Below are 14,613 nucleotides of genomic sequence, written 5' to 3'. Positions count from 1 at the left end.
CCCTCCGACTCCATCGCAACCTCCACAATCTCACGGCTCGCGACCCCGATCTTCGTTGCGCACCGACCACGTCGGACTCATCTCCAGAGGCCCGTCATCGATCAATGGATCCCACCCGACATCGACCGCCGGCTCGAGCACCAGCCCATGCTGTTGCACCTGCGCCACCACCTGGTCCGGCGATATCAAATTTGCAATTTCCGCGTACAGCACCAGCAACCGGTCATCGTGCTGACCGATTCGCAACTGCGCTTCCGCCAGTTCGTGCGCCGCCTGAAGCCGCGCCTGCCGCATCGCGAGCATCGCGCACCCCGTCAGCCCCACCACCACAATGATCAACGCCAGTTTCGCGAACACACCCGTCAACCTCCGTCACCGGGCCGGCAGTCGCAGCGACAATCCCACATAGATCTCGTTCGGATCGTCGATCTTGTCCTTGTTGAGCGCCAGAATCTCGTTCACCCGCTTCGATGAGCCCAGCGTCTTCTGCGCAATCTGAGACAGCGAATCATTCGGCTGAACCACATATGTCCGCGTTGTTTCCACAGCCTTGGACGCTGCCGGTTTCTGCTCGGGCACCTTCACCTCAGGCTTCTTGACCTCAGGTGTTGTCGAAGTCGTCCTCGCCCCGCTCCCCGCGACAAGCGGTATGCGAAGCACATCGCCCGAACGGATCTCCCCGTTCTTTCCAACCTTGCCCGGATTCACCGCCGCGATCTCGCGCCACTTGGCCGCGCTCCCCAGATGCTGCCTCGCAATATCCGAAAGCGAGTCCCGAGGCTTGACCGTGTACAGCGCATAACTCGGCCCAGTCGCGATGCCCTGCACATTGCCACGCTCCGGCTTCTGAATAACCGGTACCTGATTCCCATTCCCGATCCCACCCAACCGGATCACCAGCGGATCGATCCTCACTTCATCAGGAGCCGGTCCCACCGGCACAAGCAAAGGACTGTCCGTTCCCAACGCAATCTCGGGCTTTGGTTCTTCAACCACCTCCCCACTTGTGGGTGTGCTCTCGCCACGACTCATCACGCCCGGAACGATCGCAGGCGGCAGTTCGCGCCGTCCAATCGGCAACTGCACCGCCACAAAATCGACCGGTTCATCCAGCGATGCCGGCGACAAATGGTCGCTGATCAGGATTCCAACCACCAGAACGAGGGAGAATCCAACAATGATGGCGAGTTTATGTTCACGGGTCACAGCGGAGCGTCCTTGCTTCCTTGACGCCTGAGGGACGAATAACCTGCCACCGTTGTTCATCCTGAACCGGGGGGCAGCACGACATGATCACGAATCCGGAAGACTCTTCGTCAACTTGAGTGATCTCAGTTTAGCAGATCTTGCGCGTGTGTTGCGCGAAACCTCGTCCTCGGATGCAGAAATTGGACGCCGCGTGAGAATTTGTCCGAAGCCCCTGTCCGCAATTTCCCGCAGTGCGATCTTGATCGGGCGATCTTCGAGGCTGTGAAACGAGATTAAGGCCACCCTTGATCCAGAATTCAGCCACCCCTGCCCCGGCGCGCCTGCCCGCCCCGCCTCTCGCGCGATCGCCGCAAGCAGGGCTTCCAGATTTCCCAGTTCGTCATTCACCGCGATCCGCAAGGCCTGAAAGGTCCGCGTGGCAGGATGGATCGGCCCATGACGGGCTTGAACCGGGTATGCCCTCGCCACGACCTCAGCAAGCCGGTCAGTGGTTTCGATCGGGCTGTGTGCGCGCGCCTCGACGATGGCCCTCGCTATGCGACGACTCAACCGATCCTCCCCAAATCGATAAATCAGGTCCGCCAGTTCGCGTTCCGGCAAAGTATTCACAAGTTCCGCTGCCCGAATCGGACCCGCCGGGTCAAGCCTCATGTCCAGAGGCCCCGCCCGACGAAACGAAAATCCCCGCGCCGCATCGTCCATCTGCGTCGAAGCGAACCCGAGGTCCGCCAGCAGCATGTCGGCACGAAGGCCCCGCCCAACCAATTCACGCCCAACGCTCGCAAAGTTGGCCTGAATCGCTATCACCCGGGCACGCCAAGGCTCGGCTGGCGTCAGCGCTGCCCGCACCGCAGCCTCGGCCCGCGCCAGATTTCCCGGATCGAGATCAAGCAGCACCACCTGCCCGCTGGGCCCGACCCGCGCCGCCACCGCAGCCGCATGCCCCCCCAGCCCGGCTGTGCAATCGACCAGAGTCTCGCCAGGCTGCGGGTCAAGGACTTCGAGTACCTCGCTTAGCAGGACCGGCGTATGGGTCAGTGACTCGCTCACGGCTCAGAGGGTAGCGGCTGGTCCGACATGCTTCCCTCGCTGGTGTCATCCACCGACGCTGCACCATCCGCCCCAAGCGTGCGCATGAAAGCGACGATGTCGTACAAATGGCGATCGGTCAGATCAAGCCTCCCACCTTTCGGGGGCATGGCGGGCCGATCGGCCTGAGCAGGGCGACCCTCTTTGAGAAATGCCACCAACTCCCGATTCGATCGCTCCGCAACCCAGTCGCTGGCGATCAGGCGCGCCCCCATGAAATCGACCCCTTCGCCGTTCATGCCGTGGCACTGAGCGCAAATCTGAATAAACAGGCGATGCCCGCGCACCGCGGCCTCGGCCTTATTGCGTTCGACGGGCACCGGCTTCGAGCGTTCACACCCCCCTGGCGCAACGAGCACAGCACACACACCCAGGACACACACAACAACGCGCACCAACATCATCAGTGCACAAGCGTACGCGCACGTTCTGCCGCCCGGCACATGACAACCCCAGAGCTTCCGTCAGCGGGTCAAATTACGCGCTTTTGGTGCGTGGAGCCCGAAGTTCCTTGAGCGTGCGAGGGTTCTCGATGGCGGCCGAATCGATAACGTACTCCACGCCATCGTTCTTCTGGTCCGGCAACTCGTACATCAGGTTGAGCATGAGCTCTTCCATGACGGCCCGCAACGCCCGGGCTCCGGTCGCACGCTTCGAAGCACGCTTGGCAAGTGTGACCAGCGCGTCATCCGTGAATGTCAGCTGTGCGCCTTCGAGCGTGAACAGGTGCTGATACTGCCGCACCAGAGCGTTTTTCGGCTCGGTGAGGATCTGGATCAGCGCATCGATACCCAGGGGCATCAGCGGCGTGATGACCGGCAGACGCCCGATGAGCTCCGGAATCATGCCGTAACTCACCACGTCCTCGTTGGTCACCTGTGCGAGCAGAATCTCGCGTTCCTTCAACTTGTCGCGCTCGGCCTGCTCGCCCGCCATGGCCGAGGCAAAGCCGATGCGGCTCTTTCCGACCCGGCGACGAATCACATCCTCGATCCCTACGAATGTGCCGCCACAGATGAACAGCACATGCTTGGTGTCGAACTGAATGTACTGCTGCTCGGGATGCTTGCGACCCCCCTGCGGCGGAACATTGGACACTGTCCCTTCGAGCATCTTGAGCAGACTCTGCTGCACACCTTCGCCCGAAACATCGCGCGTGATCGAGACGTTGTTGCTTGTCTTGCCGATTTTGTCCACTTCGTCGATGTAGATGATGCCGCGCTGCGCTGATTCGAGATCAAAGTCCGCAGCCTGCAGCAACTTGAGCAGCAGGTTCTCCACATCCTCGCCGACATACCCGGCCTCAGTGAGCGTTGTGGCATCGCCAATAGCGAACGGCACCTTGAGCATCCGCGCCAGCGTCTTGGCAAGCAGCGTCTTGCCGCTACCCGTCGGACCGATCAGCAGAATATTCGACTTGTCGAGTTCGATATCGCGCGACTGGTCGCTCTCAGAATGCAACAAACGCTTGTAGTGCGTGTGCACAGCCACCGAAAGCGATCGCTTGGCCTGATGCTGCCCGATCACGTACTGATCGAGAAACTCCTTGATCTCGCGCGGCGCTGGGATGTCGCTCAGCGCGCCCGAAGCCGAGCTGACTCGGCGACGCTCCTGCTTGAAAATGTTCTGGCACAGGTTCACGCAGTCGGAGCAGATGTAGACCTCGTTGGGGCCTTCGACCATCGGCCCGACCTCGCGGCTGGTCTTGCCGCAGAACGAGCACGTCGTGACGCGCCGCCCCTTAAACCCGCCGCCACCCGATCCTGACGTGCCGCCGCCGCCGCCCGAAGAGCCGGAAGAGCCATCGCCAGCTCCCGAACCTTGGCTGCGAGATGCGACAGGAGTCGGGACGTTCTTCGGAGTGTTTGGTTTGTCTGCCATGAATCCCTCAATCTCACGCAACCCTCTCGGCATGAGAGGGCGACTGGTCAATATCGACTTTCACTGTAGGTTTCTCAAATCACATTCAGTCCGCGTGCAAAGTTCCTCGCTTCGGACCGATAAAAACGTCTATTCCGCCTTTTTCCGTTCTGCGAGCGCCCGGAGCACTTCTGGCGGGAGTGGTTCACCCGTCAGGTCAAACCCTGGCCTTGCCCGCAGTTCTCCGGGCAAGGGTCCAAAGTCCGCCGGGCGAGGCGGAGGCTCTCGGCCCGCTGCCTTGGCCGCAATCGCTTTGCGCAAATAATCGTACTCGTGCTGGCTGATCTGGGCCTCGTCGCGCATGCGTTTGAGGTCATCGAACACTGATCCCGCGAGCGCCTGGTCGTTCCTGATCATCCGCTTGCGCACCACAAGCATCACAACGCCCGCGAGCAGCACAAGTCCGATCAGCACCGCCAGAAGGATGAGTACGTTCATCACATCCTGGCTCGAGCCGCGTTGTGCCAACACCACATTCACGACTCACCCTCCACTCGACGCGATCGCTGCCCGGATCGGTGCCAGGAGCGCCGGCACCAGTTTCGTATTGACCAAGTGTTCGCCTCGCTCGGCCAGCCGATCGAGCATGCCAGGCAGATGCTCGACTTCGACGCCGGGGTCGTACTGCCTCATGGTCAGGTAGATACTGATCGGATCGGACCGCACACGATCTGTGCCGCGCCGGGTCTTGACCTCGAAATGAGCCTCGATTCCCGTGGCATCGTGCCCGAGTTTCATCCCGTAGAGCGGTTGACAGTCGATCGCCGTCGCACCCTCCACATCCATCAGCGACGCCAGCGGCGAATCGCCGAGCAGAGCCGCCGCAACGATCGCATCGTGGTTTCCGGTTGTCACCATGTCAAACCCGAAGAGGAGTTCGACGAACTCGATATCCAGTGCGCTGATGCTGAGGAAGTAGGGTGCGACTTCGAGCACGCACCGGTGCAGGCCATAGGCATCCTCGAATGAATCCGGATTGACGACCCCCGAGCGGATGTTTGCGGGCTTGATCGCAAGCCATCGGCTGGGCCCGTGGCTGGGGATCGACTCGAGGGCGAGTTCATCTTCGTAGCGCCGAAACGACTGCATGGCCGGATACTCGCGCCGAACGCGCTCGAAGAGATCAAGCACCGTCTCGCGCGAGCTGGGCAGATCGAGTTTGACGCTCACCTTCTGGTTGATGTAGAAGTCCGAGCAAAGCGCACGATAACTGTCCGGCATTCCTGACCGCCTCCTGATGCAGGGCAGTCTAGCCAGCGTGCAGCCCTGAACGGGTTCTGCGAAGCGGGATCACCTTCCAGTATGTCAGAGATCTCCACACCCACTCAAGGGGGCCAAACTGAAACACTCGCAGCCAGAGCACGCTGAACGTGATGTTTACTGCCCAGACACCCGCCACGACCAGCCAAAGGTGCGGATACTGAATCCTGGCAAACAGCCCAAACCCGTATCCATAAAACAACGTCGTGCAGATGAGCGTTTGCATGAGGTAGTTGGACAGAGCCATGCGTCCGACCGCCGCCAGGGCCTTGGTCAGAAATCCGAGGAGATTGTTCCTGACCAGCAGGATCAGTACGGCTGCGTACCCGAGTGATGTCGGAATGCCCACCAACTGGCCAATCACGCTGAAGTACATACCCGCGAAATCGATGTTGGCTGCATTGAAACCCGAGATAACCAGGCCCGTGAGTCCCAAGCCGAGCACAAGACCACCGAAAGCAAGGGCTGCATAGAAGCGGTTGGATCGTTCTCCTGTGAGTACGCCAAGCCGCGTGAGCGCAATACCGGCAAGCATGATTCCCGTAATGGACACAGAAAAGAGCGGCCCCGAGAAGACGTACAACTGAACCAAAGTCCACAGGCGTGCGACAAGCGCTTCAAGATACGAACCTGTATAGGCCTGAACTTCGGAGGGAATAGTGCTGAAAAGGTCGAAACTGCCGCTGGAGTGAACGTGTGCTCCAATCGCCGTAACCCCGAGCAGAATCGCGGTTCCGAACAGATAGCAAGGCACCGCAATGAGAATCTGGGTCATCGGCTTGAGGCGGCGCAGCCACCAGACCAGCCCCAGCCCGCTTGCTGCGTACCACACGAGAATATCGCCAAACCACAGGAAGACTGCGTGCGTCAGGCCGATCGCCAGCAACCAGGCCATGCGCCGATACCAGAGCCCCGCGCCGACACGCAACGGAACCAGCCGATCGGGATTATCGAACTTGCGCGAGTACATCACGACCCCCGCTCCAAAGAGCAGGGCGAACAGGAACATCATCTTCCCATGAAAGAAAGACTGCGTCACGAAGTGCCCGAGCGCGTTGGCACTGTCGTTGGCCGGGCCGGTACCGAGCAGGTCGAGCGTCATCCCGAACACTTTCGTCTCGGACATGGCCATCTGAGGCCAAGAAAACGCCACGATGTTCGGCACAAGAATTCCCAGCATCGCAAAGCCACGAATCACATCCAGCGTCTCGATGCGTTTGCCTTCTTGCACCGGCGCAGATGTGATCAGTTCAGTTTCAGCCATGCGAGAACCTCCATCGTGTTGGATAGATCGGGCAAGACTTTGTGCGCGCCGGCCGCACTGAGCTGATCGGCTGTTGCGTGCCCCGTTGCGACGCCGAGCACACGGCACCCGTTGGCAATCGCACACGACACATCGTGGACCGTATCGCCAATGATGACCACCCGCTCTGGTTGCAAGTCCGCATCACGCCACGCGCGGTACCGTTCGATTGCTACCGCGGGCAGGTGCTCGCGCTGTGGTGGGGTGTGCGGTGATTCGTCGCCCCAGACATTGAGAACAAACGGCTCCGCATCCAGGCCCGACGAGGCCAGTTTCATCAGCCCCGTCTCCTGAAAATTTCCTGTCAGCAGCCCAAGCGTCAGATCCGATCGCTCGCTGAGTCTTCCCACCAGAGTGTAAACGCCCGGCAACGCGCGAGGCGTGCGCGAGGCCAACTGTTTTTCAAGGTGCTTGCGATACCCTGCCCGCATGGCAGTGCAGTTGGCAAGAGTCACATCCTGACCGTTTGCGATCAGCAGGTTCGTGATGATGACCGGGTCGAGCCGCCCGCCGTAGTCGGTACGCGTTTCGTCAAAACCGGAGCCGAAGAGTTCTCGCCCCGCCTCGCCCAGAGCCGCCATACCCGCGCCATCGGTGGTCAGCAAAGTCATGTCAATGTCAAACAGAATCAGCATGCGAACGACTTCCTTTGGGAAAACCAGCGTCCTGCTGTCAGTACGCGATCACAAACCCGGACTCATCCTCGACAATCGGGAGAGCCTCACGACGCGCTCGGGTGATAAAACTCCCCCGCTCCTGCACCACCGAAGCCAGGAACCGCTCGACCTCCTCGGCCACTCCCTGAACCTCAAGACGCACTGTCCCGTCAGGTTCGTTGCGCACCCACCCACTGACCTGAAACGGCCGGGCCAGAGATCGCACGGTTGCGCGAAATCCAACCCCCTGAACGAGCCCCGAATACGTCACGCCGATGCGATCCATCTGCCATTTCTCTCCATTGCAGGCCGTCTGCAAGTCTCTCTGCTGTGACCCTGTCGAAGCCAGTTTGATTCCATGAGGTACCGTGCTAGCCTATCCGTTGGCGGATTCCGAGCGCCCTCACCTTTGGCCTTCGCGGATCTCGCTCGGCGAGGATGATACCGCGAGTCGCTCACACGCATGTGGCGATTTGACAACCGGCTGAAGAAAACGGCCTTGGCGCTTCGCCAAGCAGGATTCGGCGCGCACGCGCCAGTTCGCGTCTGAAGTCTCAACTGTCGGAACCGCCGCTCGCATCGCGGCGTTGCCTTTCAAACGAGGGTGTGCATGAGTTCGGACCTTAGAGACGATGACAAGCAGCGCGTCCGTGACGCATCGAACATCGTTGACATTGTCGGCCAGCACGTCGCGCTTCGCCCTCGCGGGCGCGAGTTTGTAGGCCTGTGCCCATTCCATGACGACCACACGCCCTCCATGGCCGTCATCCCGCACAAGGACATCTTTTACTGCCACGCCTGCGGCACCGGAGGCGATGTCTTCTCGTTTGTGCAGAAATTCCACCGCATGGAGTTCCGCCCGGCACTCGAATACCTCGCTCAGCGCGCGGGAATCGAACTTAAACCCGCGACCGCAAAACAGGCCGCGACCGAACGCGATGGATTCGACTCGAACAGCATCGCTGAAGCCAACGGCATTGCACACATTTTTTTCCGCGCCATCCTCGCCCACGCCGAGCATGGCGAGCGGGCTCGCACGCTCATCGACCGTCGCGGAATCAGCGCGCAGATGGTTCAGGAGTTCGAACTCGGTGCTGCCCCGCAAAGATTCGATGGATTCCTGCTCAAGGTCCAATCACTCGCACGTTCCGAGGAACTGTTCGTCGCTGCTCATCTGCTCAAAAAACGAGATGCGGGCGGATTCTACGACACGTTCCGGGACCGCCTGATGTTCCCGATCCACGATCAGATGGGGCGCGTCATCGCGTTCGGCGCTCGGCGCATCGACGACAACGATCAACCCAAGTATCTCAACTCAGCCGAATCGCCACTGTTTCACAAGTCCGATACGCTCTATGGCCTGCGCCAGGCCGCCCGTTCGATCCAGCGCGAGGGCCGCGCCGTCATCGTCGAAGGCTATACCGATGTCATCGCATGCCACCAGGCCGGTTTCACCAACGTTGTCGGCACACTCGGCACCGCACTGACCATCGGCCACGCACGCACGCTGCGACGATTGTGCGACGAAATCGTTCTGCTCTTCGACGGCGACCAAGCCGGAACCAAAGCCGCAGATCGCGCCATTGATGTGTTCTTCAACGAAGATATCGACGTGCGCATCGCCACGCTTTCATCCCACACCGACGCCAAGGATCCCGACGAGTTGCTCGCTCGCACCGATGGCCCCGCCACCCTCAAAGCCGCGCTCGATCTGGGCACGCCGCTGCTCGAATACCGCTTCGACCGCATCCGTCTGGCGTGGGCAGGCAAGGGGCCATCCGCGCTCAACAAGGCGTTGACCGAAGAAATCAAGCATCTGGCCGACCTCGGCCTCACAAATCTGGAACCACGCAAGCGTGCGCTCATCATGCGACGCCTGCACGAAATCACGGGCCTCGATCACAAGACCCTCACCGACACCCTCCCGAGCGCACGTGCACGCAAGCCGCGTCAAGCCCCCGAGGAGAGCGCGACCAACTGGTCCCAGCCCGGCCGCGCCCTCCCTGCGCCACACGCTCTGCTTGGCTGCCTGCTGATCGAGCCGAAACTTTGGCGCGCACACGCACAGGACCTGGCGCTCCTGCCGACGGGCGAGCGGTTCGACACCCCGACCATTGCCATGCTGGCCGACTGCATCATGGGGCTCATGCGGAGCGGGCAGGATCCATCGCTCGAAGCCGTCCTCGACGCCGAGCATCGTCCCGAGGTGCAGGCCGCCGCCATCGGTCTTGCCACCGCAACCGAGACACAGACCGAACGGAACATGGATCGTGTGCGCACACTTTTTGAACATTGCCTCTCGACCCTCTGGGCCGATCACCACTCATCCCCAACCGATCGGCCCCCAACCGGCGATTCGACCGATGCACTCCAGCAGCGCCTCGATCGCCTCCGTCAGTCGCGCGAGCGACTCCCGACCAGTGCTCGCGCAAATCCCTGGAGAATGAAGCGCCCCACCTGACCTGACCGACATACCGTGTTGCAGGTTCGTTTCGGGCCTCCATGCGAGTCCCGCTCCCGCAAGGTTCATTCATGGCAGCAAAGTCCAACAACATCGTCGGCCCCAACCACCTTCACCCGGCGCTGCTCGAACTGCTCAAACTCGGTCAGGAACGCACCTGGCTCAGTTACGAGGAACTCAACAACACCCTTCCCGACGAGATGGTCTCTCCGTCTTCAATCGATGAACTCCTGAGCATCATCGACGCACACGGCATCGAACTCATTGATGAACTCGAATTCCGTGCCCGCGTCTACCGTGCCTCAAAAGACGCCGCCCAGCCACCCGAAGCACCAGAAGACACCATCACGGGCCTTCCCAAGCGATTTCGCGCCTTAAGTGTCCCCGGCGGCGAAGGCGGAAGCGATTCGCAAGCCATGCAGGTGCGCCTCAACGCGCAAAACCACGGCTTGTCACAGGCCGAACGCGATGTTGCCGAAGCCGAATCCCTCGACGACGAAACCCTCCAGCGTGACCTCGATGAGGCTGTGCATGAAGAGGGTGCAGTGCGCCGCGTCGATGATCCCGTGCGCATGTATCTCTCGCAGATGGGCTCAATCCCGCTGCTGACGCGCGAAGAGGAGATTCGTCTTGCCAAGAAGATCGAAACCACGCGCATGATCTTCCGTCGGCGATGCTTCGAGAGCGACTACATTGTCACCGAATCAGTCAAGGTTCTGCGCCTCGTCCATTCAGGCGATCTGCCGTTCGACCGCACGATGCGCATCTCGACTGCCGAGTCGAATCACAAGGATAAACTCGCCCGCCGCATTCCTGCAAATCTACCGACCGTCGACTCCATCCTCAGGCGCAACCGCGAAGACTGGGTGGCAATGCAGGAAGCCACAACCAAGTCGCGCCGCCAGTTCTATGCCGATCGCCTTCTCTCTCGCCGCCGCCGCATGGCCACCCTCGTCGAAGAACTCTGCCTCCGAACTGGGCGCGTGATCCCGCTGATGCGCAAACTCCGCTCCATCTCACAGAAGATGGAAGTCCTCTCCGAACAACTCGAAATAGCCTCCACGCGAGCACGCCACCATGATTCCGAAGACCTCGCGGTCATGGCCGAGGAACTCACGGGCCTGCGCGAGCTTGTCCTCGACGATCCTCAGGATCTCTTCCGCCGCATGCGACGCATCTCCACGGTCTTCTGGGAATACGAGCAGGCCAAACGCGATCTCTCCGGCGGCAACCTACGGCTCGTGGTCTCGATCGCCAAAAAGTACCGCAACCGAGGACTCAGTTTCCTCGATGTGATTCAGGAAGGCAACACCGGCCTCATGCGTGCCGTGGACAAGTACGAGTACCGCCGCGGATACAAATTCAGCACCTACGCCACATGGTGGATCCGCCAGGCCATCACGCGCGCAATCGCCGACCACGCCCGTACCATCCGCATTCCTGTCCACATGATCGAGACCATGAATCGCCTCCGCACGATTCAAAAGGCGCTGCTCCAAGCCAGTGGTGTCGAGCCCACGATCGAAGAAGTCGCAGAGCAAGCCGGTCTCACTCCTGCCGACTGCCGCCGAGTCATGAGCATCAGCCGCCAGCCTGTCAGTCTCGATCGCCCAGTCGGCGAAAGCGAAGATAGTTACTTCGGCGACTTCCTCGAAGATGAACGACAGGACGCACCCAGCGAAACCGCCGCCAACGAAATGCTTCGCTCACGCATCGATCAGGTCCTCAAGACCCTCACCTACCGCGAACGCGAAATTATCAAACTCCGTTATGGCATCGGCGACGGATACACCTACACCCTCGAAGAAGTCGGACGGATTTTCAAGGTCACGCGCGAACGCGTGCGCCAGGTCGAAGCCAAGGCCATCCGAAAACTTCAACACCCCGTCCGCGCCCGCAAACTTCAGGGCTTTGTCGATGGCTCGATCTATAAGGAGGTCAAGCCCGACCCCACCGAGCCCGATCGCAAAGGCACCGACGGCGACTGAATCTCCCATTTCCCGCATACACTCTTGATCGTGAGTGTCGCACAGAGCGGTCCAAACTCGGTCTGGACAACGCGTCGCCTGCTCTCGTGGATGAACGACACGTTCACTCAAAGAGGCGTCGAGTCGCCTCGCCTCTGCGCCGAGATGCTCCTGTGCCATGTCATTGGGTGTGACCGCCTGCGCCTGTACATGGATTCCGATCGCCCTGCCACGCCCATCGAACGACAATCGCTACGCGAACTTGTCGCGCGTGCCCTGGCCCACGAACCGATTCAGTATCTTATCGGCGAAGCATGGTTTTTTGGCCTCCCCATGCACGTCGATCGTCGTGTTCTTATTCCCAGGCCTTGCACCGCCATCATTGTTGAGCAGGTCATTCAGCATGCCCGTGGCCGACCGGGCTTCGGCGGACACGAAGGCGACGCACTTCTGATCGCCGATGTCTGCACCGGCTCGGGGTGCATCGCCGTCGCCATCGCCAGGCACCTTCAGCATGCCCGCATCATGGCCACAGACCTCTCGCCAAGCGCCCTCGAAGTTGCACGCCAGAACGCCGAGCGACACGCCGTCGCTGATCGCATCGACACGATCTGCGGCGACCTCCTCGAACCGCTGCTCAACCATCCCGTCGCTGGCAACAAAGCATCGCTCGGAGCGCTTGTGGCCAATCCGCCGTACATTCCTGACTCCGAATGGGATGATGTCGCCCCGCACGTCCGCAATCATGAACCGACAACGGCGCTTCGCGGCGGGACCGAAGGACTCGACTTCGTGGCCCCCATCATTGCCCACGCTCCGCCACTCCTTCGACCCGGCGGCTTACTCGCCATCGAGATCGCGACCAGGACCGCAGATACTGTCCTGCGCATCGCGCAGAACCACCCTCTCCTGACATCGCCCCAGATTCTGCGCGACGATGACGGACTGCCTCGAACGCTCGTGGCATGGCGCAATGCCTGAACTCACTCCACGATTGTTCAGTCGGCTTTGGGTGCGAGCGCCTTGCGAATCTGTTCGAGCAGTGCCTCGATCTCGAACGGCTTGAAAATCACCGCCGTCAAGCCTTCCTGACTCGCTCGCACGATCGAATGGTGCGGGTCGTAGCCAAATCCTGTCATCAGGATCACCGAAGTCTCACTATTCACCGCCTTGGCAGCCGCGAAGACTTCGTACCCATTGCGATCCGGCATCTGAATGTCGCTGATCACCAGATCGAACGGCAACTCCTGCTCGGCCTGTCGCGTGTGCAGTGCCTGAATTGCCTCTTCGCCGCAGGCAGCAATCGTGACATCGCAACCCTTACTCTTGAGCACTTCGCCGATAACCTTGCGAATCTTGGGCGCGTCATCAGTCACCAGCACCCGGCGCCCGATCAGGATCGGATCCTGCGTGCGCTCGGCCAGCGCCCGATCCACGCCCAGCAAAGTCTGAGGCCCGGACGCGACTTCCTTGACACGCTGACGGATCGACTCCACATCCGCCCGAATCCTCGCGATGTGCGCCGCCGCCTCGGGAGCAAAGACCTTGCCCGATTCTCCAAGCCATTCCACTTCGTGCAAAATGTCGTCAAGTGGCTCGTTCAGTTCGCCCTCGACGCGCCCGGTCACATTCTCGTTCGTCGCGCAGCGCTCAACCACCAGCAGATCGAGCATGTGCAGCGCCAAGGCCACATGCCGAGCGAAAATTTCAACAAAACGCCGATCTTCCTCGTCAAAAGCCCGAGGCTGCTGCGACTCGATGTCGATAATCCCGATCACCTGATCGTGCAGCAGCAGAGGCACAGTCAGCGAACTCCGTGCGCCCACCAGGCCCGGCAGGAACAACTCATCGGACTGCGCATCCTGACAGATATAACTCTGACCCGTCGCCGCCACAAACCCGCTGATCCCCGAGCCATCGGCTTCGGGGACCAGATTCAAATGCTGAATTTCCTGTGGCAAACCCGTCGAAATCACCAATTCCAATTTGCGAGAACGCTCTTCGATCAGAAAAATTGCGAAGTGGTCGTAGTGCAACACCTCACGCATGTATCTCACGATCTTGCTCTCGAGCAGCTGAAGCCTCTGCATCGAGTTCATCGCACGAACCGCCTCAGCGTCCAGACGCACCAGTTCATACCCGGCGCGGTCGATCGCCTCCATCTTCGCCTGCACGCTCCGCTCGCGCGTCACGTCGCGCAGCACCGCCGCCACACGCGAGACATCCTCGCGGTTGCACAACGCACCCTCATCCACACGCTGCTTGGCTGGAGTCACAAACACCTCATACAGCCGGCGGCCATCCTCCGACCCGACATCAAACTTGCACATCAAGTCGCGCAGCGGCACCTCCCCTTGTCCGACACGACTCACAAACCACGAAATCGCCTCGCTGCAGACGTCGATGATTCGCGCCCGGGTTGCCTCATCAAGCGCCCCGAAGTAACTGTTGCTCCAGAGCAACCCCCCCTGCTCGCCGCAGAGCACAATCCCCTCCACAAGCGAGTTCGCAATCAGTTCCACCACTGGCGCTTCGTTCGCCGTCGTCACTTCATACTGTTCCGCAAGCACAGTTTGCAACTGAGACACCTCTTCGGGTGACATTCCCTCGGCAATCACTGTGACACGGCCCTTGGTCATGTCCACGAACGGTCCCCGGTTTGCGTCTACTTACAACAGTGTATCGCCCGAGTGGGCACCCGCCCATTCATTTCGCGTCACAGGTCCTATACGTTCCACGACTTCCAGC

The 14,613-nt window shown here is 60.6% G+C and carries 14 protein-coding genes; 3 read left to right on the top strand and 11 right to left on the bottom strand.

Annotated features, from left to right (window positions below; genetic code table 11):
* Window positions 1–30: 30 nt before the first annotated feature.
* From KF757_11640 to KF757_11595, 10 genes are all read right to left on the bottom strand, one after another.
* Window positions 31–357 (bottom strand): hypothetical protein, encoded by a 327-nt coding sequence (locus KF757_11640; GenBank protein ID MBX3323632.1) that lies wholly within the window; start codon window positions 355–357, stop codon window positions 31–33.
* A 15-nt stretch (window positions 358–372) separates the two neighbouring features.
* Window positions 373–1,206 carry a LysM peptidoglycan-binding domain-containing protein gene (locus KF757_11635; GenBank protein ID MBX3323631.1) on the bottom strand — a complete coding sequence of 278 codons (834 nt, stop codon included), beginning with the start codon at window positions 1,204–1,206 and terminating at the stop codon, window positions 373–375.
* An 87-nt stretch (window positions 1,207–1,293) separates the two neighbouring features.
* Window positions 1,294–2,259, bottom strand: coding sequence for a 16S rRNA (cytosine(1402)-N(4))-methyltransferase RsmH (rsmH, locus tag KF757_11630; GenBank protein ID MBX3323630.1), 966 nt, complete (start codon window positions 2,257–2,259; stop codon window positions 1,294–1,296).
* Complete coding sequence (locus KF757_11625) at window positions 2,256–2,702, bottom strand: cytochrome c (GenBank protein ID MBX3323629.1); 447 nt, start codon at window positions 2,700–2,702, stop codon at window positions 2,256–2,258. Before KF757_11625 ends, rsmH begins: the two co-directional genes overlap by 4 nt.
* A 73-nt stretch (window positions 2,703–2,775) precedes the next feature.
* Complete coding sequence (gene clpX, locus KF757_11620) at window positions 2,776–4,179, bottom strand: ATP-dependent Clp protease ATP-binding subunit ClpX (protein ID MBX3323628.1); 1,404 nt, start codon at window positions 4,177–4,179, stop codon at window positions 2,776–2,778.
* 129 nt (window positions 4,180–4,308) lie between these two features.
* A complete protein-coding gene (locus tag KF757_11615; protein ID MBX3323627.1) occupies window positions 4,309–4,698 on the bottom strand; it encodes a hypothetical protein in 390 nt (129 codons plus the stop codon).
* Window positions 4,699–4,701: 3 nt separating this feature from the next.
* The gene (locus KF757_11610) at window positions 4,702–5,439 is read right to left on the bottom strand and encodes a hypothetical protein (GenBank protein ID MBX3323626.1); all 738 of its coding nucleotides are present in this window, start codon (window positions 5,437–5,439) and stop codon (window positions 4,702–4,704) included.
* Window positions 5,440–5,467: 28 nt separating this feature from the next.
* Window positions 5,468–6,742: a DUF418 domain-containing protein gene (locus KF757_11605; GenBank protein ID MBX3323625.1), complete on the bottom strand. Its 1,275-nt coding sequence runs from the start codon at window positions 6,740–6,742 to the stop codon at window positions 5,468–5,470.
* Window positions 6,724–7,416: a haloacid dehalogenase-like hydrolase gene (locus KF757_11600; protein ID MBX3323624.1), complete on the bottom strand. Its 693-nt coding sequence runs from the start codon at window positions 7,414–7,416 to the stop codon at window positions 6,724–6,726. The genes KF757_11605 and KF757_11600 overlap by 19 nt, the downstream gene beginning before the upstream one ends.
* 37 nt (window positions 7,417–7,453) lie before the next feature.
* Window positions 7,454–7,723: an acylphosphatase gene (locus KF757_11595; protein ID MBX3323623.1), complete on the bottom strand. Its 270-nt coding sequence runs from the start codon at window positions 7,721–7,723 to the stop codon at window positions 7,454–7,456.
* A 324-nt stretch (window positions 7,724–8,047) separates the two neighbouring features.
* On the opposite strand from KF757_11595, the gene dnaG reads away from it, so the two are divergent.
* From dnaG to prmC, 3 genes are all read left to right on the top strand, one after another.
* Window positions 8,048–9,898 (top strand): DNA primase, encoded by a 1,851-nt coding sequence (gene dnaG / locus KF757_11590; GenBank protein MBX3323622.1) that lies wholly within the window; start codon window positions 8,048–8,050, stop codon window positions 9,896–9,898.
* Between the two features lie 71 nt (window positions 9,899–9,969).
* Window positions 9,970–11,886, top strand: coding sequence for a sigma-70 family RNA polymerase sigma factor (locus KF757_11585; GenBank protein MBX3323621.1), 1,917 nt, complete (start codon window positions 9,970–9,972; stop codon window positions 11,884–11,886).
* A gap of 30 nt (window positions 11,887–11,916) precedes the next feature.
* Window positions 11,917–12,846, top strand: coding sequence for a peptide chain release factor N(5)-glutamine methyltransferase (gene prmC, locus KF757_11580; protein MBX3323620.1), 930 nt, complete (start codon window positions 11,917–11,919; stop codon window positions 12,844–12,846).
* Between the two features lie 17 nt (window positions 12,847–12,863).
* On the opposite strand, the gene KF757_11575 is transcribed toward prmC, so the two are convergent.
* Window positions 12,864–14,504, bottom strand: coding sequence for a response regulator (locus KF757_11575; GenBank protein MBX3323619.1), 1,641 nt, complete (start codon window positions 14,502–14,504; stop codon window positions 12,864–12,866).
* Between the last annotated feature and the right edge of the window lie 109 nt (window positions 14,505–14,613).

It is taken from the genome of Phycisphaeraceae bacterium (assembly GCA_019636795.1).
In the GTDB taxonomy this organism is placed as follows: domain Bacteria; phylum Planctomycetota; class Phycisphaerae; order Phycisphaerales; family UBA1924; genus JAHBWW01.
This window is presented reverse-complemented; position numbering and strand designations above follow the sequence as displayed.